General features: G+C 74.4%; 20 protein-coding genes. 18 read left to right on the forward strand and 2 right to left on the reverse strand.

Translation table 11 applies throughout. From position 1 onward, the window contains the following. Window positions 1-40 precede the first annotated feature (40 nt). Together H6H00_RS11280 and H6H00_RS11285 are read right to left on the reverse strand one after the other, a co-directional pair. Window positions 41-1,429 (reverse strand): DUF5667 domain-containing protein, encoded by a 1,389-nt coding sequence (locus H6H00_RS11280; protein ID WP_185721230.1) that lies wholly within the window; start codon window positions 1,427-1,429, stop codon window positions 41-43. Window positions 1,430-1,616: 187 nt separating this feature from the next. Next, window positions 1,617-2,204 (reverse strand): RNA polymerase sigma factor, encoded by a 588-nt coding sequence (locus H6H00_RS11285; protein WP_221775947.1) that lies wholly within the window; start codon window positions 2,202-2,204, stop codon window positions 1,617-1,619. Window positions 2,205-2,839: 635 nt separating this feature from the next. Here H6H00_RS11285 and H6H00_RS11290 point away from each other — a divergent pair. The 18 genes from H6H00_RS11290 (at window position 2,840) to H6H00_RS11375 (ending at window position 22,217) form a co-directional block, all read left to right on the forward strand. Then, a complete protein-coding gene (locus H6H00_RS11290; protein ID WP_185721231.1) occupies window positions 2,840-4,414 on the forward strand; it encodes a class I adenylate-forming enzyme family protein in 1,575 nt (524 codons plus the stop codon). Beyond that, window positions 4,411-4,653 (forward strand): glutaredoxin family protein, encoded by a 243-nt coding sequence (locus H6H00_RS11295; protein ID WP_185721232.1) that lies wholly within the window; start codon window positions 4,411-4,413, stop codon window positions 4,651-4,653. The genes H6H00_RS11290 and H6H00_RS11295 overlap by 4 nt, the downstream gene beginning before the upstream one ends. A 51-nt stretch (window positions 4,654-4,704) precedes the next feature. Beyond that, the gene (locus tag H6H00_RS11300) at window positions 4,705-6,285 is read left to right on the forward strand and encodes a molybdopterin-dependent oxidoreductase (RefSeq protein WP_379539740.1); all 1,581 of its coding nucleotides are present in this window, start codon (window positions 4,705-4,707) and stop codon (window positions 6,283-6,285) included. Between the two features lie 184 nt (window positions 6,286-6,469). Continuing rightward, on the forward strand, window positions 6,470-7,135 hold the full coding sequence (locus H6H00_RS11305) for a fasciclin domain-containing protein (RefSeq protein ID WP_185721233.1): 666 nt from the start codon (window positions 6,470-6,472) through the stop codon (window positions 7,133-7,135). A 291-nt stretch (window positions 7,136-7,426) separates the two neighbouring features. Continuing rightward, the gene (locus H6H00_RS11310; protein WP_185721234.1) at window positions 7,427-8,212 is read left to right on the forward strand and encodes a redox-sensing transcriptional repressor Rex; all 786 of its coding nucleotides are present in this window, start codon (window positions 7,427-7,429) and stop codon (window positions 8,210-8,212) included. Further along, a complete protein-coding gene (locus H6H00_RS11315) occupies window positions 8,209-9,561 on the forward strand; it encodes a glutamyl-tRNA reductase (protein ID WP_185721235.1) in 1,353 nt (450 codons plus the stop codon). The genes H6H00_RS11310 and H6H00_RS11315 overlap by 4 nt, the downstream gene beginning before the upstream one ends. Next, entirely contained in the window at window positions 9,558-10,484 is a 927-nt protein-coding gene (gene hemC / locus H6H00_RS11320; RefSeq protein ID WP_185721236.1) for a hydroxymethylbilane synthase, read from the forward strand. Before H6H00_RS11315 ends, hemC begins: the two co-directional genes overlap by 4 nt. 18 nt (window positions 10,485-10,502) lie before the next feature. Beyond that, window positions 10,503-12,041, forward strand: a complete 1,539-nt coding sequence (locus H6H00_RS11325) for a bifunctional uroporphyrinogen-III C-methyltransferase/uroporphyrinogen-III synthase (RefSeq protein ID WP_185721237.1) — start codon at window positions 10,503-10,505, stop codon at window positions 12,039-12,041. Between the two features lie 106 nt (window positions 12,042-12,147). Then, window positions 12,148-13,128 (forward strand): porphobilinogen synthase, encoded by a 981-nt coding sequence (hemB, locus tag H6H00_RS11330; protein ID WP_185721238.1) that lies wholly within the window; start codon window positions 12,148-12,150, stop codon window positions 13,126-13,128. A 100-nt stretch (window positions 13,129-13,228) separates the two neighbouring features. Continuing rightward, on the forward strand, window positions 13,229-13,687 hold the full coding sequence (locus H6H00_RS11335) for a DUF4282 domain-containing protein (RefSeq protein ID WP_185721239.1): 459 nt from the start codon (window positions 13,229-13,231) through the stop codon (window positions 13,685-13,687). 63 nt (window positions 13,688-13,750) lie between these two features. Beyond that, on the forward strand, window positions 13,751-14,503 hold the full coding sequence (locus tag H6H00_RS11340) for a hypothetical protein (protein ID WP_185721240.1): 753 nt from the start codon (window positions 13,751-13,753) through the stop codon (window positions 14,501-14,503). Between the two features lie 44 nt (window positions 14,504-14,547). Continuing rightward, window positions 14,548-15,867: a glutamate-1-semialdehyde 2,1-aminomutase gene (gene hemL, locus H6H00_RS11345; protein WP_185721241.1), complete on the forward strand. Its 1,320-nt coding sequence runs from the start codon at window positions 14,548-14,550 to the stop codon at window positions 15,865-15,867. Next, the gene (locus H6H00_RS11350; protein WP_185721242.1) at window positions 15,864-16,532 is read left to right on the forward strand and encodes a histidine phosphatase family protein; all 669 of its coding nucleotides are present in this window, start codon (window positions 15,864-15,866) and stop codon (window positions 16,530-16,532) included. Before hemL ends, H6H00_RS11350 begins: the two co-directional genes overlap by 4 nt. Beyond that, window positions 16,529-17,101 (forward strand): TlpA family protein disulfide reductase, encoded by a 573-nt coding sequence (locus H6H00_RS11355; protein ID WP_185721243.1) that lies wholly within the window; start codon window positions 16,529-16,531, stop codon window positions 17,099-17,101. The genes H6H00_RS11350 and H6H00_RS11355 overlap by 4 nt, the downstream gene beginning before the upstream one ends. Before the next feature lie 65 nt (window positions 17,102-17,166). Next, the gene (locus H6H00_RS11360) at window positions 17,167-17,949 is read left to right on the forward strand and encodes a cytochrome c biogenesis CcdA family protein (protein ID WP_185721244.1); all 783 of its coding nucleotides are present in this window, start codon (window positions 17,167-17,169) and stop codon (window positions 17,947-17,949) included. Beyond that, on the forward strand, window positions 17,950-19,551 hold the full coding sequence (gene resB / locus H6H00_RS11365; RefSeq protein ID WP_185721245.1) for a cytochrome c biogenesis protein ResB: 1,602 nt from the start codon (window positions 17,950-17,952) through the stop codon (window positions 19,549-19,551). Then, a complete protein-coding gene (gene ccsB / locus H6H00_RS11370) occupies window positions 19,551-20,435 on the forward strand; it encodes a c-type cytochrome biogenesis protein CcsB (protein ID WP_185721246.1) in 885 nt (294 codons plus the stop codon). Before resB ends, ccsB begins: the two co-directional genes overlap by 1 nt. A gap of 423 nt (window positions 20,436-20,858) precedes the next feature. Further along, entirely contained in the window at window positions 20,859-22,217 is a 1,359-nt protein-coding gene (locus tag H6H00_RS11375; RefSeq protein ID WP_379539775.1) for a MinD/ParA family ATP-binding protein, read from the forward strand. Window position 22,218: the final 1 nt, after the last annotated feature.

Raw genomic sequence — 22,218 nt, forward strand, 5'->3', positions numbered from 1 at the left:
AGGGTCCCGCGGCGGTCCTGGGTCGAGCACGTGCGGTGGGTCAGCCGATCGACACGCCGGGCAGGCCCGGGAGCAGCGGCGGCAGCTGGATCGGCGGGACCAGCGGCAGCGGCACCGACACCTGGCTGTCGCCCTCGGAGGAGCCACCGCTGGTGGACAGCCCCTCGGAACCGGGCAGCGGGAGGCCGTCCGGTCCGAGGTCGGGCAGCAGACCGCCGCTGCCGGGGGTCGTGGTCTCCGGCGCGGTGGTGCCGTCCGGGGTGGTGGTGGTCGACGTGCCGTCCGGGGTCGTCGTGGGCGCGACGCTCTCGTCGACCGTGGTCGTCGGGTCGTCGGTGACCTGCGCCCGCGGCGAGCAGGTGCCCTCGGCCGGGAGCCGGCCCAGGTCGTCGACGGTGTTGGAGGTGACCTCGGAGCACGAGGTGCGGGCCTCGAGGGCCTCGGTGCGCCCGACCAGCCGGTCGAGCAGCGCGAGCGAGGTGTCGGCCTCGGGGACCGCGGACACGGGCAGCGAGGACCGGAGCACCGACAGGCGGGCGGCCTGCTCGGCGGCCCAGGTGCGCAGGTCGCCCAGTTCGGGGGCGCCCGCCGCGTCCTCCGCGCCGAGCAGCATCCGCGAGCCCTCGCCGGTGGAGAGGTCGAAGTCGCGCATGGCGTTCTCGACGAGCGCGGGGTCGACGCTGGTGGCGCCCGCCCCGAGCTGGACCAGCTGCTCGACCTCGTCGAGACGCGTGGTGGCGAGCGCGAGGTAGCGCTGGGCGCGCTCGGTGTCGTCGAAGGTGAAGGCGAGCCCGGTGTCCTCGGAGGCGCGCTTCACGCCGTAGAGGGCGTCGCCGGGCAGGGCGCTGCGGCTGGCGAAGTTGCCCGCCGTCGCGATCGCGACGAGCGCGACCATCGCGGCCGCGCCGACCATCGCGAACCGGCGGCGCAGCCCGCGGGAGGGCGGGCGGTTCGCGGCGCGCGAGCGGGCCCGGGAACCGGGGCGCGTCGGCAGGCTGTGCCGGCCGGGACGCGCGGACCGGACCACGGGGGCCTCGACGGACGGGGCCTCGGCGGGGGACCCGGTGTCGGCGTCGAGGTCGTCGTCGGTGACGCGACCGATGACGGCGGTCTCGTCGGTGGCCCCGATGACCGGGGAGGGTGCTCCGGCGACGGACGGCAGAGGCGCGGTGAGCTCGGCGGGATGGGGGACCGGTGCCGCCTGGGCGGCCCGGTCCTCGGCCTGCGCTGCCAGCAGCGCAGCCATCATCCGCTGCTTGGCGTCGCTGCGGGCCGCGGGGTGCGGGTCGTACGCCGCACGCCGGGACCGCAGCATCGCCACGATCTCCAGATCACGCGCGAGCTCGGGGTCGGCGACGGAGCCGGGGGGTGTCCCCTGCTCGATCGCGGCGTCCAGCTGCTCTGCGTCCTTGCCCTGTCCGGCGGGCATGTTGGCCGTCCTCACTGCATCCCTGCGCTCAACGTCGCGGCGCCCGGTCGTGCTGCGCTTGCTCGACTTTCGCCGGTACAACGAGCCTCCGGGCGAGGGGTTACGGCTGTGAGACCGTTCACCGCATCGAGTTGTTCGTTCGCCGCACCCGTAACGTCTGTGACCGGTGGGGCGATATAGCCGCGGGTCATCTCAACCCCTCGGGCAGCAGCTGGGCGAGCCGTCGCACCGCACGGTGCTGCAGGGCCTTGACGGCCCCCTCGTTGCGATCCATGATGCGCGCCGTCTCGGCCACCGAGAGCCCCTGCAGGAACCGCAGGGTGATGCACTCCTGCTGGTCCGGGTTGAGCTTGCGGACGCAGCGGATGAGCTCGTCGTTGGTGGCGCCGTCGAGCACCTGCTGCTCGGGGCCGTGCGTGCTGGGCGAGAGGTCGATGATGTCGGCCGTCGTGGACTCGAGCCGGTAGCGGCTCGACTTCACGTGGTCGAAGATCAGGTTGCGGGCGATGGTGACGAACCAGGCCGCGATGTCGCGGCCCTGGTAGGTGACCGAGCCGATGCGGCGCAGCGCCCGGACGAACGCCTCCTGCGTGATGTCCTCGGCCAGCGTCCGGTCGTTCATCCGGAACAGGACGTAGCGGAACACGACGTCGTAGTAGCGGTCGTACAGCTCGCTGAACGCCTCCATGTCGCCCTCCTGGGCGGCACGGACCAGGGACCAGGCGCCCGCGGTCTCGGGCGAGGCGTCGTCGGGGTTCAGGGCCTCGGGGTTCATGGCGGCGCCGTCGGGGGTCGCGCCGTCGTGATGGCCGGCGTGGGGGTGTGCGGCGTGGAGGTGGCCGGCCCCGGGGGCGGGCTCGGCGGCGGGTGCGGTCTCGCGGGGGCGCTGTCGCGGCAGCGGCATGGCGGCTTCGGGGGCCGCCGGGGGTGCAGTCGTGGACATGTCGACCTCCCCGCCCGCGGGTCGGCGGGCGGTGTCGGTACGGAGCAGTCGGGACGGTCGCATCGGGCGGGTCATGCCTCCCGACCGGCGAGCCGGGTACGTCGGTCAGCACGCCAGGGGTCGGCCCGCGGTGCGCTGGCTACAGGCTGCATGCCACTCCCTTGGGTGAGTCGCCGCGTCTAGTGGGGAGCTGACGCGTTGAGACGTCTGAAGGTCCGGTGAGCATACGGCCGAACCGATGTGGCGAAGCACGCAGCATCCACTTGCCGTGGTCCTGTTCCGGTGAGCGGGCGGTTACGCGCGGTCAGCGTCATGGTCGCGGGGCGTGTTGTCCGCCTTCCGGTGTGTGTCGCGCGTCGTGCGACACACATCCGCGGCGCGGGTCCCCGTGCCAGACTCGGGTGGCGGGCCGCGGCACCCGGGCCCGCGCCCCCGCGTCGACCCCGCCGACCGCACCCAGGAGCACCGTGGACAGCCCGACCAGCCCGCAGGGATCCGGTGGACCCCGGCACCTCGCCGAGCTCGTGACGCGCGCCGCCGCCCGCACCCCCGATCACCCCGCGATCGTCGACGTGACCGGCGACACCACGCTGACCTGGGCCGACGTCGACGCCGCCACCACGGCCGAGGCCGCGCGGCTGCGGGCGGCCGGGGTCGGTCCCGGGGACCGCGTGGCGGTCCGGCTGGCCAACGGCGCCCCGTTCTGCGTCGCCGTGCTCGGCGCGCTGCGGGCCGACGCCGTGGCCGTCCCGGTCGGCCCGATCGCGGTGCCCCGCGAGCTCGACATCGTGTTCGCCGACTGCGCCCCCGCGGTCGTCGTGGCGAGCCCCGACGACGCCGACGCGGCGGGCTGCGCGGCCTCCTCGGGGGCCACCCTGATCGGGCCCCCGGACCTCACCGCCCGGGTCGTCGAGGGCGAGACCGTCACGCACGGTGTCGGCGGGGAGGACGTCGCGCTGCTCGTCTACACCTCCGGCACGACGGGCACCCCGCGCGGCGTCCGGCTGTCCCACCGGGCGCTGCTGGCCAACCGCGCGCAGGCCGCCGAGCTCCGTCCGGCCCCCGTCACGCCGGTCGACCGGGTGCTGCTCTCGCTGCCGCTGTTCCACGTCTTCGGCCTCGCCGCGGGCTTCCTCCAGGTGTGCTGGGCCGGCGCGACCGCCGTGCTCACCGAGCGGTTCGACCCGGAGCACACCGCCGAGGTGCTCGTGGCGCAGCGGGTGAGCGGGGTCGCCGGGGTGCCGTCGATGTTCCGGTCCCTGCTCGACCTGCCGGCGGCCGACCTGCGCGCCGCCACCGCCGACCTGCGCATGTGCACCTCCGGCGGGGCGCCGCTGCCCGCCCGCTGGCTGGCCGACTTCCGCGCCGCCACCGGCCTGTGGATCTTCGAGGGCTACGGCCTGACCGAGGGCGGCCCGGTGATCACGACGAACGGGGTCGGCGGCGTCGCGAAGCCGGGGTCGGTCGGGCGCGCGCTGCCCGGAATCGAGCTGCGCCTCGTCGACGCCGAGGGGCGGCCGATCGACACCGAGGACCCCGACGACGACGAGCTGGACGCGGTGTCGGACCCGAGCCACGACACCGGGCTGGTCGCCGTGCGCGGGCCGAACCTGTTCTCCGGCTACTGGCCCGACGGCGCGGGCGGCCCCGACGGGGACGGCTGGTTCCGCACCGCCGACGTCGGCTTCCTCGACGCCGACGGCGACCTGCACCTGGTCGACCGCTCGTCGGACCTGGTCATCGTCAACGGCTTCAACGTCTACCCGCGGGAGGTCGAGCGGGTGCTCGCCGAGCTCGACGGGGTGGCCGAAGCCGCCGTCGTCGGGGTGCCCGACGACCGCACGGGCGAGGCCGTGAAGGCCGTGCTGGTGCGCGCGGCCGGCTCCGGGCTCACCGAGGAGGAGGTGCGGGCGCACTGCGCCGTGCGCCTGGCCCGGTTCAAGACGCCGTCGGTCATCGCGTTCGTCGAGGACCTGCCGCGCACGCCGACCGGCAAGGTCGCCCGGCGCCAGCTGGCCCAGGTGTCGGGGGAGGCGTCGTGAGCCGGGTGACGGTCTACACCCGCGCCGGATGCTCCGCGTGCGTCACCGCGGAGGCCGACGTCGCGCGGATCTGCGGCGAGCTGGGCGTCGAGTGGGGGGCGGTCGACGTCGACTCCGACCCGGAACTGCGCGCCGAGTACGGCGACCGGGTCCCGGTGATCCTCGTCGACGACCGCGAACACGGCTTCTGGCGCGTCGACGAGCCGCGTCTGCGGAAGGAGTTGGCCACAGTCCGGTGAACATCCGGGCTGCGATGAACCGCAAGCCGCTTTCCGGGCGAACCTTCCGCTGTGAGCACCACGGCAGCACCGCCCGAGCAGACCACCGGACCAGGACGTCCCGCCGCGATCCCGCGCGGCCTCGCTGCACTGATCGGACTGCTCGCCGTCGCGGCCGCGCTGGGCGTCGGGCACCTGGTCGCGCTGCTCGCCCCCGGCTCGTCGCCGTTCTTCGCCGTGGGCGACACCGTGATCCGCTTCTCGCCGCAGTGGCTCACCGAGTTCGCCAAGACCACCTTCGGCACCGCCGACAAGCCGATCCTGCTCGGCAGCATGGCCGTCGTCATCGCGATCGTCGCGGCGGTCGCCGGGCTGCTCTCGCGGCGCAGCGTCCGCCCCGGCCTGACCCTCGTGGTCGTCCTCGGGGTGGTCGGCCTCGTCGTGGTGATCTTCGCGCCGACGTTCGGCCCGCTGTCGGTGCTCGCGCCGATCGCGTCGATCGTCGCCGGGGTCGGGTCGTTCCTGTGGCTGCACCGGCTCGCGAGCCGGGCCGCCGTCGCGCGGACCGGCGGGCCGGAGGTGTCGCGCCGCAACGTCCTGATCGGGACCGCCGCCGTCGGCGCCGGTGCGGTGGTCGCCGGCGGGGGCGGGGTCCTGCTGGCCCCCAGCATCGACGACGCGCGGGCCCGCGTCACCGCGCGACTCGCGGCCGCGACGCTGACCGAGACCGCTCCCGCGATCCCGGCGGGGGCCGCGTTCGTCGAGAACGGCACGCCGCCGTTCGTCACGTCCAACGCCGAGTTCTACCGCGTCGACACGGCGCTGTCGCTGCCGCTGCAGTCGGAGCAGGCGTGGTCGCTGCGGATCGGCGGGATGGTCGACCGGCCGCTCGCCCTGGACTTCGACGACATCATGTCCCGGCCGCTCGTCGAGCGGACGATCACGATGACCTGCGTGTCGAACGTCGTCGGTGGCCCGTACATCTCCACCGCGGACTTCGTCGGGGTCGAGCTGCGCGACGTGCTGATGGAGGCGGGGATCCGGCCGGGGGCCGACCAGGTGCTCTCCACCAGCCTCGACGGCTGGACGGCCGGCTCGCCCACCGACGTGATCATGGAGCCGGGCCGGGGTGCGCTGATCGCGGTCGGCATGAACGGCGAGGCGCTGCCCGCCGAGCACGGCTTCCCGGTGCGGCTGATCGTGCCCGGGCTCTACGGGTTCCTGTCGGCCACGAAGTGGCTCACCGACATCGAGCTCACCACGTTCGACGCCGCCCAGGGCTACTGGCTGCAGCGCGGGTGGGGGAAGTTCGCCCCGATCAAGACCCAGTCGCGGATCGACTTCCCGAAGGGCCTGTCGACGCAGCCCGCCGGCCGGCTCACCGTGGCCGGCATCGCGTGGTCGCAGCCCACGGGGATCAGCCGCGTCGAGGTCCGGATGGACGGCGGCGAGTGGCAGGAGGCGGAGCTGGCCGAGGAGGTCAACACCCGCACCTGGCGGATGTGGCGCACCGACTTCGATCTCGAGCCGGGCAGCCACACCGTTCAGACGCGCGCTACCGACCGTGATGGTGTAACACAGACCGAGATGCGTGCAGATCCGATCCCGGACGGCGCATCGGGGTGGCCTGCGACTATCTTCACCGTGTCTTAGGCCGTATGCATGACGGATCTACCGCCTAACGGTCGATCCCGTTGGTCTGATCTGATGACTTCCACGAGATGGTCGGCCTCGTTGCCGAAACGTTACGTCCCGTGAGTGAACCACCTTTGGCTCGATGTCGAAGGTTCTGATGTAGCGGCCCGGACAGACCGGGCCAGTTCTAGGAGGACACACCGTGCGAAAGATCCAGCGACTGGCCGCCGTCGGCGCCATGGCCGCCCTGACCGTGGCGCTGGGCGCGTGCAGCAGCTCCGAGACCCCCTCCGCCGAGGCCCCCGCCTCGTCGGCCCCGTCCGCCGCGGCGACGACCGAGGCCGCTGCCGCCAGCGACGGCGTCACCACCATCGACGACATCTTCGGCCCGGCCTGCGACCAGGTCCCGACCGAGGGCGAAGGCTCCGCCCAGGGCATGATCGACGACCCGGTGGCCACCGCCGCGTCGAACAACCCGCTGCTGTCCACGCTGGTCACCGCCGTCGGCGCGGTCCCCGGCCTGGCCGACACCCTGAACTCGGCGCCGGCGCTCACCGTCTTCGCCCCGTTCAACGGTGCCTTCGAGGCGCTCCCCGCGGGCACCGTCGAGGCGCTCGTGGCCGACCCGGACACGCTGGCCCCGATCCTGCAGGGTCACGTCTCCAGCACCCGCTACGACGCCGCGGGCCTGGTCGAGGCCGGCTCGGTCGACGTTCTCTCGGGCGGCACCGTCACCATCGGTGGCACCGCTGACGCCCCCACCTTCGACGGTGGCAACGGCACCGCCGCCACGAACCTCTGTGGCAACGTCCCGACCGCGAACGCCACCGTGTTCGTGATCGACACCATCCTCATGCCGGCCAGCTGATCCCAGCTCGCCAGCACGACGTCCGCAGGGGCGGTCCCGGGTCTCCCGGGGCCGCCCCTGCGGCGTTGAGCGGCCCGTTCGCCGCGACCACCGGTAGGCCGCCCGGACGGCCCCGCGTGAGCACGGCCGCGTCCAAGATCGCAACTTTGTGCGGGTCTTCACAAGCGGCTACCGTGTTGTCCAGTCGCCGTCAAGGCCCCATCGACCGGCCGGGGAGATGTTCACCCGGACCACTGGCCCCGTGGGCCGTCGACGGATCGCCCACCGAACCGCCCCGAGGAGCTTCCGCCCGTGACCGTGCCGCCGCAGGCCGACTCCGACGGTGGAGCCGCCGGGTCGCGGACCATACCCGAGGCCAGCGTCGCCCGGCTCGCGCTCTACCTGCGGGTGCTCGGCGAGCTGGCGGAACAGGGTGCGGAGACCGTATCGAGCGACGAGCTGTCCGGCCTCACCGGCGTCAACCCGGCGAAGCTCCGCAAGGACCTGTCCTACATCGGCTCCTACGGGATCCGCGGCGTCGGCTACGAGGTCACCTCGCTGCTGCACCAGCTCGAGCGCGTGCTGGGCCTCAACCACCGCCAGGCGGTCGCGGTGGTCGGCGTCGGCAACCTGGGGCACGCGCTGGCCGGCTACACCGGCTTCGGCGGCCGCGGGTTCCCGGTCGCCGCGCTGTTCGACGTCGACCCGGACCTGGTCGGCATCCACATCAACGGCATCCTCGTCGAGCACGTCGGCGCGATCCCGCAGGTGTGCGCGGAGCGCGGCGTCACCATCGGCATGATCGCCACCCCCGGCCCGGCCGCGCAGAGCGCGTGCGACCTGCTGGTCGACTCGGGCGTGCGCTGCATCCTCAACTTCGCCCCGGTCGTCCTGCAGGTGCCCGAGGAGGTCGAGGTCCGCAAGGTCGACCTCGCCGTCGAGCTGCAGGTGCTGGCCTTCCACGTCGCGCGCCGCCACGTCGCGGAGCATCCTCCGGGGGCACGGGGTGGGAACGGTCACGGGCGCAACGGGCACGCATCAGCCGTCCGCACGTTCCCTCTGGTGGACGGGACGACGGCGTCGGAGGGACGGGCATGAGTGTGCTGGTGGTCGGGCTGTCGCATCGCAGCGCGCCGGTCGAGGTGCTCGAGCGGGCCGCCGTGTCCGCCCCGGACGTGCCCAAGCTGCTCGACGAGATGCTGCGCGCGGAGCACGTCTCCGAGGTCATGATGCTCTCGACGTGCAACCGCATCGAGGTCTACGCGGTCGTCGACGCCTTCCACGGCGGCCTGGCCGACGTCTCCGCCGTGCTCTCGCGGCACTCCGGGATGCCGCTCGCCGAGCTCACCGAGCACGTCTACGTGCACTACGCCGGGTCCGCGGTGCAGCACCTGTTCGCGGTGTCCGCCGGGCTCGACTCGATGGTCGTCGGCGAGGCCCAGATCCTCGGCCAGCTCCGCACCGCCTACGCCACCGCCGACGAGACCGGCACCGTGGGCCGGGCGCTGCACGAGCTCGCGCAGCAGGCGCTGCGGGTCGGCAAGCGGGTGCACGCGAGCACCGGCATCGACACCGCGGGCGCGTCCGTCGTCTCCGAGGCGCTCGCCGACGCCGCCCGCGCGCTCGGCGGTGACCTCGCCGGCCGCCGCGCCGTGCTCGTCGGCGCCGGTGCGATGGGCGCCCTCGCCGCGGCCCACCTGCGCCGCGCGGGCGCGTCCGAGATCGTCGTCCTCAACCGGTCGGTCGAGCGCGCCGAGCACCTGGCCGCCACCACCGCCGGGTTCGGCACGCCGGCCCGCGCCGGCTCGCTCGACGGGCTGGCCGACGAGCTCGCCGCCGCCGACGTGATGGTGGCCTGCACCGGCGCGATCGGCACGGTCGTCGAGCGGTCCGTGGTGGCGGGGGCCGTCGCCGTGCGCGGCGGGCGCCCGCTGGCCGTCTGCGACCTCGGCCTGCCCCGCGACGTCGACGCCGGGGTGGCCGCGCTGCCCGGGGTCACCGTCGTCGACCTGATCGCGCTGCAGGCCCGCCTGTCCACCGGCGAGCGCGGCACGGCCGTCGCGCAGGCCCAGGAGCTGGTGGCCCACGAGGCGCAGGCCTACCTCGCTGCGCAGCGCTCCGCCGCCGTCACGCCCACCGTCACGGCCCTGCGCCGCCGCGCCTCCGACGTCATCGACGCCGAGCTGCTGCGCCTCGACGCGAAGCTGCCCGACCTCGACGACCGCGTCCGGGCCGAGTTCGACCGCAGCGTGCGCCGCGTCGTCGACAAGCTCCTGCACACCCCGACGGTGCAGATCAAGCGCCTCGCCGAGGGTCCGGACGGCAGCAGCTACGCCGAGGCGCTGCGCGAGCTGTTCGAGCTCGACCCGCAGACCCCCGCGGCCGTGGCGCTCGCCCGCAGCGGCGACGTGCTCGCCGCACTCGAAGCACGGGAGGACGTCCGATGATCCGGATCGGCACCCGCCCCAGCGCGCTCGCCGTCGCCCAGTCCGGGCACGTCGCGGAGCGGCTGCGGCGCGCGGGCCACGAGTGCGAGTTGGTCGAGATCAGCTCGCCGGGCGACCGCTCGATGGCGCCCGTCGTCGAGCTGGGCGTCGGGGTGTTCGTCTCGTCCCTGCGCGAGGCGCTGGTCGACGGCCGGATCGACGTGGCGGTGCACTCCTACAAGGACCTGCCCACCGCAGGCGACCCCCGTCTGGTGATCGCCGCCGTGCCGCCGCGGGAGGACCCCCGCGACGCTCTGGTGGCCCGCGACGGGCTCGTGCTCGGCGAGCTGCCGGTCGGGTCCCGCATCGGGACCGGGTCGCCGCGCCGGGCGTCGCAGCTGCTCGCGCTGGGCCCGGAGTGGGAGATCGTGCCGATCCGCGGCAACGTCGACACGCGCATCGGCAAGGTGCGCTCCGGCGAGCTGGACGCGGTCGTCGTCGCCGCGGCCGGGCTGCGCAGGCTGGGCCGGATCGACGACGCCACCGAGCTGCTCGACCCGGTGCAGATGCTGTCCGCACCGGCGCAGGGGGCGTTGGCGATCGAGTGCCTCGCCGACGGCACCGCACTGTCCGACGCGCTCGCCTCCGCGCTCGACGACCCGCTCACCCGGGCCGCCGTCGTCGCGGAGCGCGCGGTGCTGGCCACGCTGGAGGCCGGCTGCAGCGCCCCCGTCGGGGCCCTCGCCGACGTCGTCTCCGATCTCGACGACGACGGCAACGTGCTCGACCGCATCTCACTGCGCGCCGTGGTGGGCACCGACGACGACGCGCTGATCCGCGCGTCGATCACCGGAGACATGGACGTCGCAGAGAAGCTCGGAGCGGCACTCGCCGCGGAGCTGCTCGACTTGGGGGGCAGCTCGCTGTCCCTGGGAAACCGCTAACGGGAGTTCAGAGAACAGATGAACCGAGCACCTACCACCGGACGGGTCGCCTTCGTGGGCAGCGGACCCGGCGACCCCGGCCTGCTCACCGTACGTGCGCGCGACGCCATCGCCTCGGCGCCGCTGATCGTCACCGACCCCGACGTGCCCGAGGCCATCCTCGCGCTCGCCGCGGAGGGTGCCGAGGTGCGGCCGGCCGTGGGCCAGCCCGCCGACGTCGCGCGCGACCTGGTCGCCGAGGCCCGCGCCGGACGCACCGTGACGCGGCTGGTCAGCGGCGACCCGCTGACCGTCGACGCCGTGGTGGCCGAGGCCATCGCGGTGTCCGGCGCCGAGGTGGCGTTCGACGTCGTCCCCGGGGTGCCCTCGGGCACCGCGGTGCCGGCGTACGCGGGCGTCCCGCTCGGGTCGGCGCACATCGAGGCCGACGTCCGCGCGGGCGTCGACTGGGCCGCGCTCGCCGCGGCGCCGGGCGTCCTCGTGCTGCACGCCGGCCCGACGCACCTGCCCGAGATCGCGAGCGGGCTCACCGAGCACGGCAAGGCGTCGCAGACGCCGGTCGCGGTCACCGCGAGCGGCTCGCAGACCACGCAGAAGACGGTGCAGGCCACGCTGGCCACGCTCGCGGCCGACGCCTCGGAGCTCGAGGGCCCGCTGGTCGTCACCGTCGGCGACGAGGTCGGGCTGCGCGCCGAGCTGTCCTGGTGGGAGTCGCGCGCGCTCTACGGGTGGCGCGTGCTGGTCCCGCGCACGAAGGACCAGGCCGGGGCCATGAGCGACCGCCTCGCCGTGCACGGCGCCTCCGCGGAGGAGGTGCCGACGATCGCCGTCGAGCCGCCGCGGTCGCCCACGCAGATGGAGCGCGCGGTCAAGGGGCTCGTCGACGGGCGCTACCAGTGGGTCGTGTTCACCTCGACCAACGCCGTCAAGGCCGTGTGGGAGAAGTTCGCCGAGTTCGGCCTCGACGCCCGCGCGTTCTCCGGCGTCAAGATCGCCTGCGTCGGCACGGCCACCGCGGAGAAGGTGCGCGGCTTCGGCATCGTGCCCGAGCTGGTGCCCGACATCGAGGAGTCGCAGGAGTCCAGCTCCGAGGGGCTGCTCGGGATCTTCCCGCCCTACGACGACGTGCTCGACCCGGTCGACCGCGTCCTGCTCCCGCGCGCCGACATCGCCACCGAGACCCTCGCCGCCGGTCTGCGCGACCGCGGCTGGGAGATCGACGACGTCACCGCCTACCGCACCGTCCGGGCCGCGCCGCCGCCCGCGCCGATCCGCGAGGCGATCAAGACCGGCGGGTTCGACGCGGTGTGCTTCACCAGCTCCAGCACCGTGCGCAACCTCGTCGGGATCGCGGGCAAGCCGCACGCCCGCACGATCGTCGCGTGCATCGGCCCGCAGACGGCGGAGACGGCCCGCGAGTTCGGCCTGCGCGTCGACGTGCAGCCGGAGGAGGCCCGCGTGCCCGCCCTGGTCGACGCGCTCGCCGCCCACGCCGCGCGCCTGCGCGCGGAGGGCGCCCTCCCGCCCCCGCGGAAGGCGAAGGCCCGCCGCCGCTGAGTTCAGCCCCCGGAGTTGCAGCATGGCCACCTTCACGCAACGACGTTGCGTGAAGGTGGCCATGCTGCGATCCGGGGGTCGGGGCGCCGGGTCGTAGGGTGCCCCCATGGCGTTCCCCACCCAGCGGCCCCGGCGGCTTCGGTCCACCCCTGCCCTGCGGCGGCTCGTCGCCGAGACCGACCTGCGCCCGCGGCACCTCGTGCTCCCGCTGTTCGTACGGGAGGGGATCACCGAGCCGGTGCCGATCGCGTCGATGCCCGGCGTCGTGCAGCACACCCGCGACTCGCTGCGGAAGGCGTGCGCGGAGGCCGTCGAGGCGGGCGTCGGGGGGCTGATGCTGTTCGGCGTCCCGGCCGTGCGCGACGCGGGGGGCACCGCGGGCGTCGACCCGGACGGGGTGCTCAACGCCGCCCTGCGCGACGTCCGCGCCGAGATCGGCGACGCGTCGGTGCTGATGGCCGACACCTGCCTCGACGAGTTCACCGACCACGGCCACTGCGGCGTGCTCGACGCCGACGGGGCCGTCGACAACGACGCCACCCTGGCCGTCTACGCGCAGATGGCGGTCGCGCAGGCCGACGCGGGCGCCCACCTGCTCGGGCCCAGCGGGATGATGGACGGCCAGGTCGGCGTCATCCGCGACGCCCTCGACGCCGCCGGGCACACCGACGCCGGCATCCTCGCCTACACCGCCAAGTACGCGTCGGCCTTCTACGGGCCGTTCCGCGAGGCCGTCGACTCGCAGCTGAAGGGCGACCGCAAGACCTACCAGCAGGACCCGGGCAACGTCCGCGAGTCGCTGCGCGAGCTGGCGCTGGACCTCGACGAGGGCGCCGACATGGTGATGGTCAAGCCCGCACTGTCCTACCTCGACGTGCTCCGGGCGGTGGCCGAGGTCGCCGACGTGCCGGTGGCGGCGTACCAGGTGTCGGGGGAGTACGCGATGGTCGAGGCGGCGGCGGCCAACGGCTGGCTCGACCGCGAGCGGACGATCACCGAGACGCTCACCTCGATCCGCCGGGCCGGCGCCGACGTCGTCCTCACCTACTGGGCCACCGAGGCGGCGTTGCGACTCGGTCGCGGCTGAGTGTCGACCACCTCTCACCGGCGGTTTCCGGGTGTACGGTGGCGCCGCCAATGATCACGGGGCTTCTGCGAAGCGCCGAGCGAGCGCACCGAGGAGAACGATGAGCTACGACCCCGCAGGCGGTCAGCCCGGAGGCCAGGGCTGGCAGGGTGGGCAGCAGCCCCCGTACCCGCCGCCTCCCGGAGGCTACGGCCAGCAGCCGCCCGCCGGCTGGGGCCCGCCCCCCGGCGTCGGCCCCGGCGGCCCCGGCCCCGGCAGCGGCCCGGGCAGCTCGCCCGACGCGAAGAGCTTCTTCTCGGCGCTGTTCGACTTCAGCTTCAACAGCTTCGCGACGCCCGGCCTGATCCGGATCCTCTACATCATCGGCACCGTGCTGATCGTGCTCGGCTGGCTCGGCTACGTCGTGATCGGCTTCGGCGCGCTCGGTGCGGCGGCCGGCATCGGCATCCTGATCGTCGGGGCGATCTTCGCGCTGTTCACGATCGCGCTGCTGCGCGTGTCGCTGGAGTTCTACTACGCCGTCGTGCGCATGTCCGAGGACATCCACAACCGCCGGTGACGATCATGGTCCCGGTCCGGGAGCCGCGTGGACAGCGCCCGGGCCGGGACATACGGTGGCGCCGTGAGCACACCGTCGGACCCCACGAAGGGCCAGCCCGACCCGGGTCAGCAGGCACCGCCGACCTACGGCACCGGCTACGGCGGCGTGCAGTACCCGTACCCGGAGGGGCAGGCGCCCGCGCCGCAGCAGCCGTACCCGGGCCAGCAGTCCTCTCCGGGCCAGCAGTCCCACCCCGGCCAGCAGCCGTACCCGGGCCAGGCCCCGCAGGGCTACCCGTACAACCCCTACGCGCAGGGCAGCCCGTACGGGCAGTCGCCGTACGGCGGCTACCCCGCCGGACTCGACGACAAGGCCTCCGGCCCGGTCGCCCGTCCGGGGATCCTGGTCGTCGCGCTGGTGCTGAAGGTCCTCGCGGCACTGCCCTTCCTCGCGTTCGGGGTGCTGGTGCTCGTCGCGCCGCTGGACAGCTCGACGATCCCGCCCGAGGTGCTCGACAACCCCGACATCGCCGCCGCCGGTGTGACGGTGGAGACGCTGCTGTCGATCGTCCGGGTGTTCGGGGTGGTCTTCGTGGTGCTCTCGCTGCTCTACGTCCTGTTCGCCGTGCTGGCGTTCCTGGGCCGCAACTGGTCGCGCATCCTCGTCACCGTCATGACCGCGGGGTTCAGCCTGTTCCTGCTGTTCGCGGCCGTCAGCGGCGGCGCGGCCGACCCGGCGAGCGCGGGGATCCTGCTGCTGCCCGTCGTCCTGGCCGTCGCGGGCGTGGTCATCCTGTTCCTGCCCGCCTCGAACGCGTACTTCGCGCGGCGCTAGAGGCCCCCGCGCGGCCGGTCCGCGCGGATGTGAGACTGGCGGCCGTGGCCACACGCACGACGACGTCCCAGGACCTGTTCGCCCGCGCCTCCGCCGTCATCCCGGGTGGGGTCAACTCCCCGGTCCGCGCGTTCACCTCGGTGGGGGGCACGCCGCGGTTCATGACCTCGGCCCGTGGCCCGTGGCTCACCGACGCCGACGACAACACCTACGTCGACCTGATCTGCTCGTGGGGCCCGATGATCCTCGGGCACGCGCACCCGGCCGTCGTCGACGCCGTGCGCAGCGCCGCCGGGCAGGGACTGTCCTTCGGCGCCCCGACCCCCGCGGAGATCGAACTCGCCGAGGCGATCATCGGTCGGGTCGCGCCGGTCGAGCAGGTGCGGCTGGTCAACTCCGGCACCGAGGCCACGATGAGCGCGATCCGGCTGGCGCGCGGCATCACCGGCCGGAAGGTGATCGTCAAGTTCGCGGGCTGCTACCACGGCCACGTCGACGCGCTGCTCGCCCAGGCCGGGTCCGGCGTCGCCACGCTCGGGCTCCCCACCAGCCCCGGCGTCACCGGGGCGCAGGCCGCCGACACCGTCGTCCTGCCCTACAACGACCTCGACGCCGTGCGCGCGGTGTTCGCCGAGCGCGGCTCCGAGATCGCCTGCGTGATCACCGAGGCCGCCGCGGGCAACATGGGCGCGATCGCGCCGCAGCCGGGGTTCAACGCGGGGCTGCGCGACGTCTGCCACGAGCACGGTGCGCTGTTCGTCGTCGACGAGGTGATGACCGGGTTCCGCGTGTCGCCGTCGGGCTGGTTCGGCGTCGACGGGGTGGCGGGTGACCTCTACACGTTCGGCAAGGTCATGTCCGGCGGGCTGCCCGCCGCGGCGTTCGGCGGGCCTGCGTCGCTGATGGCCCACCTGGCCCCGGCCGGGCCGGTCTACCAGGCGGGCACGCTGTCCGGGAACCCCGTCGCCGTCGCGGCCGGGCTGGCGACGCTCCGCGCCGCCGACGACGCCGTCTACGCCACCCTCGACGCCAACGCGGAGCGCCTCGGCACGCTGCTCGGCGACGCGCTGTCGGCGGCGGGCGTCCCGCACCGCGTGCAGTACGCCGCGTCGATGCTCTCGGTCTTCTTCACCGAGGACGAGGTCGTCGACTACGCGGGCGCCCAGGCCGCCGCGACCTGGCGCTTCCCGGCGTTCTTCCACGCGCTGCTCGAGCGCGGGGTGTACCCGCCGCCGAGCGCGTTCGAGGCCTGGTTCGTCTCCGCGGCGCTCGACGACCGGTGCTGGGAGACCATCGAGGCCGCGCTGCCGGCCGCCGCGCAGGCCGCGGCCACGGCGACGTCGCCCGCCGAGGCGGGGCAGTGACACCTCCGGCCACGACACCTCCGGCGACACCGTCGGGGACGCGCACGACCGTCCACGTCCTGCGCCACGGCGAGGTCCACAACCCCGACGGCATCCTCTACGGCCGCATCCCGGGCTTCCGGCTCTCCGAGAACGGCCGCCACCAGGCCGAGCTGGTCGCGAAGGCGCTCGCCGACGCCGATCTGGGCGCCGTCGTCGCGTCGCCGCTGCAGCGCGCGCAGGAGACCGCCGCCCCGATCGCGGCCGCGCACGGCCTCGACATCGGAACCGACGAGGGGCTGATCGAGGCGGGCAACCGGTTCGAGGGGCTGAAGGTGGCGGTCGGTGACGGGGCGCTGCGCAGCCCGCGGCACTGGCCGAAGCTGCGCGACCCGTTCACGCCGTCGTGGGGCGAGCCGTACCTGGAGATCGCGCACCGGATGCTCGGGGCCGTGCACCGCGCGCGCGAGCTGGCGCCGGGTCGCGAGGTGCTGTGCGTGTCGCACCAGCTGCCGATCTGGACGCTGCGCCGGTTCGTCACCGGGCAGCGGCTCTGGCACGACCCGCGCCGCCGCCAGTGCGGGCTGGCCTCGCTGACGACGCTGGTCTTCGACGACGCCGAGCTGACCCAGCTGCGCTACTCCGAGCCCGCGGGGGCCAGCGACCCGCGCACGACCGGCGCATGAGGCGGCTCGCCCTCGCCGTCGTCGCGGTGCTCGCGCTCGCCGGCTGCTCCACCAGCCAGGACGCCGTGGCGAACGACGGCGAGTTCACGTTCGTCGCCCCGGGCGGCCAGACCACGATCCTCTACGACCCGCCCGCCGACCGCGGCCGCGTCACCGGGATCTCCGGGGAGAGCCTGCTCGAGCCCGGCACGGAGATCGGGATCGACGACTACGCCGGTCAGGTCGTGATCCTCAACGTCTGGGGGTCGTGGTGCGGGCCGTGCCGCGACGAGCTGCCCGACCTGCAGTTCGTGCAGGACTCCGTCGAGGGGGTGTCGGTGCTCGGTCTCGACGTGCGCGACTCCCGTGACGCCGCCGCCGACTTCGTGCGCGACCGGGGCCTGACGTTCGACTCGATCTACGACAGCCCGGCCCGCACCCTCGCCCGGCTGTCGGGCTACCCGCGCAACACCACCCCGTCGACGCTGGTGCTGGACAAGCAGCACCGGGTCGCCGCGGTGTACCTGACGCAGATCCGGATCACCGAGCTGATCCCGGTCGTCGAGCGGCTGGTGGCCGAGCCGGCCTGACTCGCACTACACGTTGTAGAACCCGGCGCGCGCGACCGGGGTGGACGGGCCTACCCTGGACCGTGATGGACCCCTCGACCACCCTCGCGGTCTCCGGCCCGCTGCTGGTCGCGGCCCTCGTGGCCGTGCTGGCGGGAGCGGTGAGTTTCGCGTCCCCGTGCGTCGTGCCGCTGGTCCCCGGCTACCTCGCCTACCTCGCCGGCCTGGTCGGCGCCGACGCCCCGCCGGCCACCCCGGCGCAGGTGCAGGTGCAGACCCGCCGCGCCGGGAGGTGGCGCGTCGCCGGCGCGGCCGGGCTGTTCGTCGCCGGGTTCACGGTGGTGTTCGGCGCGATCCTCACCGGCGTCGTCTGGCTCGCCGACACGCTCGTCGCGAACGAGGCGGTGCTGCAGCGAGTCGGCGGGGTCGTGATGATCGCGATGGGGCTGGCGTTCGTCGGGCTCATCCCGGTCCTGCAGAACGAGCGCCGCGTGCACTGGGTGCCGCGCGCCGGGCTGTGGGGCGCCCCGCTGCTGGGCGCGGTGTTCGGGCTCGGCTGGGTGCCGTGCATCGGCCCCACGCTGGCCGGGGTCGTCGCGGTCGCGGCGGGCACCGGGGGCGGGTCGCTGCGCGGGGTCGTGCTCACGCTCGCCTACTGCGCCGGGCTCGGGCTGCCCTTCGTCCTCATCGCGCTGGGCGCCTCGCGCGCCGTCACCGCGCTCGGCTGGCTGCGCCGCAACACCCGCGCGATCCAGATCGGCGGCGGCGTGCTGATGGTGGGCGTCGGCCTGCTCCTCGTCACCGGGATCTGGGGCGGGCTGCTCGCCCAGCTGCAGGTCTCGATCGCCGGCTTCACCCCGGCGCTGTAGATGGTCACCGAGGCGCCCGTCCGGGCCACCCCGCAGCAGCCGCGCCCGCCGGGCTGGACCGTGCTGCGCAACGCCTGGCGCGCACTCACCTCGATGCGCACCGCGCTGATCCTGCTGTTCCTGCTCGCCGTCGCGGCCCTGCCCGGGGCGCTGCTGCCGCAGCGCTCGCTCAACCAGCGCCTCGTCGACCAGTACTTCGCCGACTACCCGACCCTCGCGCCGCTGCTCGACCGCGTCGGGGCGTTCGACGTCTTCGCTGCCCCGTGGTTCGCCGCGATCTACCTGCTGCTGATGGTGTCGCTGATCGGGTGCGTCCTGCCCCGCACCGTCGACGACGCCCGCGCGCTGCGCGCGAAGCCCGTCGCCACCCCGCGCAACCTCGCCCGCCTGCCGCACCACGGCGGCGGCACACTCGACGCCGACCTCGACGGGGCCGCCGAGCGGGTGCGCGGGCAGCTGCGCGGCTGGCGGGTCGCCGAGCGCGAGGAGGACGGCGGGCGCCGCACGTTCTCCGCGGAGAAGGGCTACTCGCGCGAGATCGGCAACCTGGTCTTCCACCTGTCGCTGGTCGGGCTGCTGATCGGGTTCGCGGCCGGCAAGCTGTTCGGCTACGAGGGCCAGGTGATCGTGCCCGCGGGCGGCGGCGAGTTCTGCAACACCGGCATCCTCGGCTACGACTCGTTCCGCGCGGGCACGCTCGTCGACGGCACCGACCTCGCGCCGTTCTGCGTCCGCGTCGACGACTTCACCGCCACCTACCTGCCCACCGGCCAGCCCGACCGGTACGACGCCGCACTGGGCTACCAGACCGGTGCGGACCTCGCCGCAGGCTCCGCCGACGCCTGGCGCTCCTTCCCGCTGTCGGTGAACAACCCGCTGCGCACCGACGGCGCCCGCGTCTACCTGCTCGGCAACGGCTACGCGCCGATCTTCACGGTGACCTTCCCCGGCGGCGAGGTGCGCACCGGCGACGTGCAGTGGCGTCCCGTCGACCAGGCGACGCTGCTGTCGGAGGGGGCCACGAAGTTCGAGCCGCCCGGCGTCACCGACGACGAGCAGCGGCGCACCGGGCAGCTCGCGATCACCGGGCTGCTCGCGCCCACCACGTCCGGCGGCGCCGTCGTCACCTCGGTGTTCCCCGACCTGCGCGACCCCGAGGTCGCGATCGACGTGCTGCGCGGCGACCTCGGCCTCGACGACGGGCGCGGGCAGTCGATCTTCGAGGTGGACCAGGCGCAGGTCGACTCCGGGGCCCTGGTGCGGGTGGCGCGGGAGAACCTCGTGCCCGGCCAGGGCCTCACCCTCGACGACGGCACGCAGATCCGGTTCGACGGCGTGCGCAAGTGGGTCAACCTGCAGATCAGCCACGATCCCGGCCAGATCTGGGTGCTCGTGTTCGCCGTGACCATGCTCGCCGGGCTGGCGGCCTCGCTGGGCGTGCGCCGTCGCCGGTTCTGGGCCCGCCTCACCCCCTCCGACCAGCCCGGACGTACCGTGGTGGAGCTCGGTGGGCTCGCCCGCACCGACCGCGCCGGATACGGCGAGGAGTTCGACCGCCTCCGGGCGGACCTGCTGGAACCCCACGTGGTGAAGGACCCCTGATGCTCGCTCAGTACAGCGACCTCCTCTTCATGGCCGCCGTCGGCGTCTACGTGCTGGCGATGGTCCTGCACGCGGCCGAGTTCGCGGCCGCCCGGTCGGCGAAGCCGGTCCTGGTCGGGGCAGGCGGACCGGACACCGTCGAGCCACCGGCGCGCAGCGAGCGCTACGCGCGGATGGCCGTCTCGCTGACGGTGCTGGGTGCGGTGCTGCAGTTCGCCTCGATCGTCACGCGCGGGCTGGCCGCGGAGCGCTGGCCGCTGGGCAACATGTACGAGTTCACCTCGGCGATCTGCCTGGCCGCGGTCGTCGGCTGGCTGGTGATGCTCCGCCGCTCGCCGGTCACGCGGGCCGTGGGCCCGTTCGTCCTGCTGCCGGTGGTCGTGCTGCTGTTCCTCGCCGGCACCGTGCTCTACGCCCAGGCCGCACCCGTCGTGCCGGCCCTGCAGTCGTATTGGCTGGTCATCCACGTCACCACGATCACGATCTCGTCGGGGCTGCTGCTCGTGCCCGGCGTCGCGAGCATCCTGTTCCTGATGCGGGGCGCCGGCTGGCTGTCCGACCGGCTGCCGTCGGCCGACGTCCTCGACCGGCTCGCCTACCGCGTCACGATCATCGCCTTCCCGCTGTTCACCTTCGCCGTCATCGCCGGGGCCATCTGGGCCGAGGCCGCGTGGGGCCGGTTCTGGGGCTGGGACCCCAAGGAGACCGTCGCGTTCGTCTCCTGGGTGATCTACGCCGCGTACCTGCACGCCCGCGCCACCGCGGGCTGGCGGGCGGCCCGGGCCGCCTGGATCAACGTGGCCGGGTTCGCCACCGTGCTGTTCAACCTGTTCTTCATCAACATGGTGGTCGCCGGCCTGCACTCCTACGCGGGCCTGGGCTGATCGCGATCAGGGCCACCCGTACGCGCCTCGACCGCGGGCGGTGACGCGACTACCGTCGGCGTCCGTGGCAGGGTCAAGCGGTCGGTACGACGGGTTCGACGGGAAGCGTTGATGACGGAGCGTGAGTCCGAGAGCGACGGGGACTACGCCGACGGCTCGGTCGGTCGCTATGTCCGCGAGCAGTGGGGCGCCGCGGCCCCACCTCGCAAGACCCGCCCGTACGTGGCGCCGGTCCGGCCGTCGGAGTCCCCGGCCGACGGCGAGCAGCCCGACGCGCCGGCGGGCGACCCCTCGTTGCCCCTGCGCCCCCCGGCCCACCGGCTCGACGAGCTGGCCGAGCACGACGACGTCGCGGCCTGGGCGGAGCGGGGCCGGGCGGCCGCGACCCGTCCGGCGGAGCCCGACGGCCCGGGAGCCGCACCGGTGGCGCCCGAGGCGGGCGGACGCGTCCCGGAGGCCCGGGTCCCCGACCCCCGGACCGCCGGTCCCGCGCCCGCCGACGCCCGTCGCCCGGACGCGCCCCCCGCCGCTGCCCGGCAGGCCGAGACGCCCGCCGGTGACCGCCCGGCCGACGACCGTGCAGCCGATGACCGGGCAGCCCGTGACCGGGCAGCCGGCGAGGGTGCAGCCGGCGCCCGCCCCGCGCCGGCCCGTCCCGCGGCCGCCGTACCGCCGCCCGCGCGTCCGCCGCGCCCCCCGTTCCAGCCCGGCCCCTCGGGCGTCACCGGACCCCCTGCCGCCGGGAACGGGTCCGCGCCCGACCCCGGTCCGCGCACCCCGCCCCGCGGGGCCCCGCGCTGGACCGACCCCGGCGCCGTCGCCGCCCAGCAGGCCCAGCACGCCCGCAACCCCGAGCAGCCCGACCTGTCCTCGGCCCGGCTGCTGCGCCCCAGCAAGCGGCCCCCGCAGTCGGGGTGGCGCCGGCTGGTCTACGTCCTGTCCGGGCGGCTGATCAACCCGGGGGAGAGCCCCCTGGACGTGCGCCGTCGCGAGCTCACCGTGCGCGTCAACCAGCCGCTGCTGGGCTGCTACAAGATCGGCGTGCTGAGCCTGAAGGGCGGCGTCGGCAAGACCACGATGACGGCCACCCTCGGCGCGACGTTCGCGTCGCTGCGCGGTGACCGCGTCGTGGCCGTCGACGCCAACCCCGACCGCGGCACGCTGAGCCAGAAGATCCCGCTGGAGACCAGCGCGACCGTGCGCAACCTGCTCCGCGACGCGCAGCGCGTCCGCCGCTACACCGACGTGCGGGCCTACACCTCGCAGGGGCCGTCGCGGCTGGAGGTGCTGGCCAGCGAGCAGGACCCGGCGGTCTCGGAGGCGTTCAGCGAGGACGACTACCGCCGCACCGTCAACCTGCTGGAGCACTTCTACAACATCGTGCTCACCGACTGCGGCACCGGACTGATGCACTCGGCGATGTACGGCGTGCTCGGGGTGGCCGACCAGCTGATCATCGTGTCGTCCAGCTCGATCGACGGGGCGCGCAGCGCGTCGGCCACGATGGACTGGCTCGACGCCCACGGCCACGGCGACCTCGTGCGCAACGCGGTGGCGGTGGTCAACAGCGTCAGCCGCTCGTCGGGCGGGGTGGACCTGGACCGGGTGGCCGAGCACTTCGCGGCGCGCTGCCGGGCCGTCGTGCAGATCCCCTTCGACGCACACCTGCAGGAGGGGGCGGAGGTCGATCTGGACAGGCTGGAGCCCCAGACGCGCCTCGCGCTCCTGGAGCTGGCCGCCGCCGTGGCCGACGCGTTCGCCTCGGCCCACAGCAGCGGCTGAA

The sequence above is a fragment of the Pseudonocardia petroleophila genome, assembly GCF_014235185.1.
Classification (GTDB): domain Bacteria; phylum Actinomycetota; class Actinomycetes; order Mycobacteriales; family Pseudonocardiaceae; genus Pseudonocardia; species Pseudonocardia petroleophila.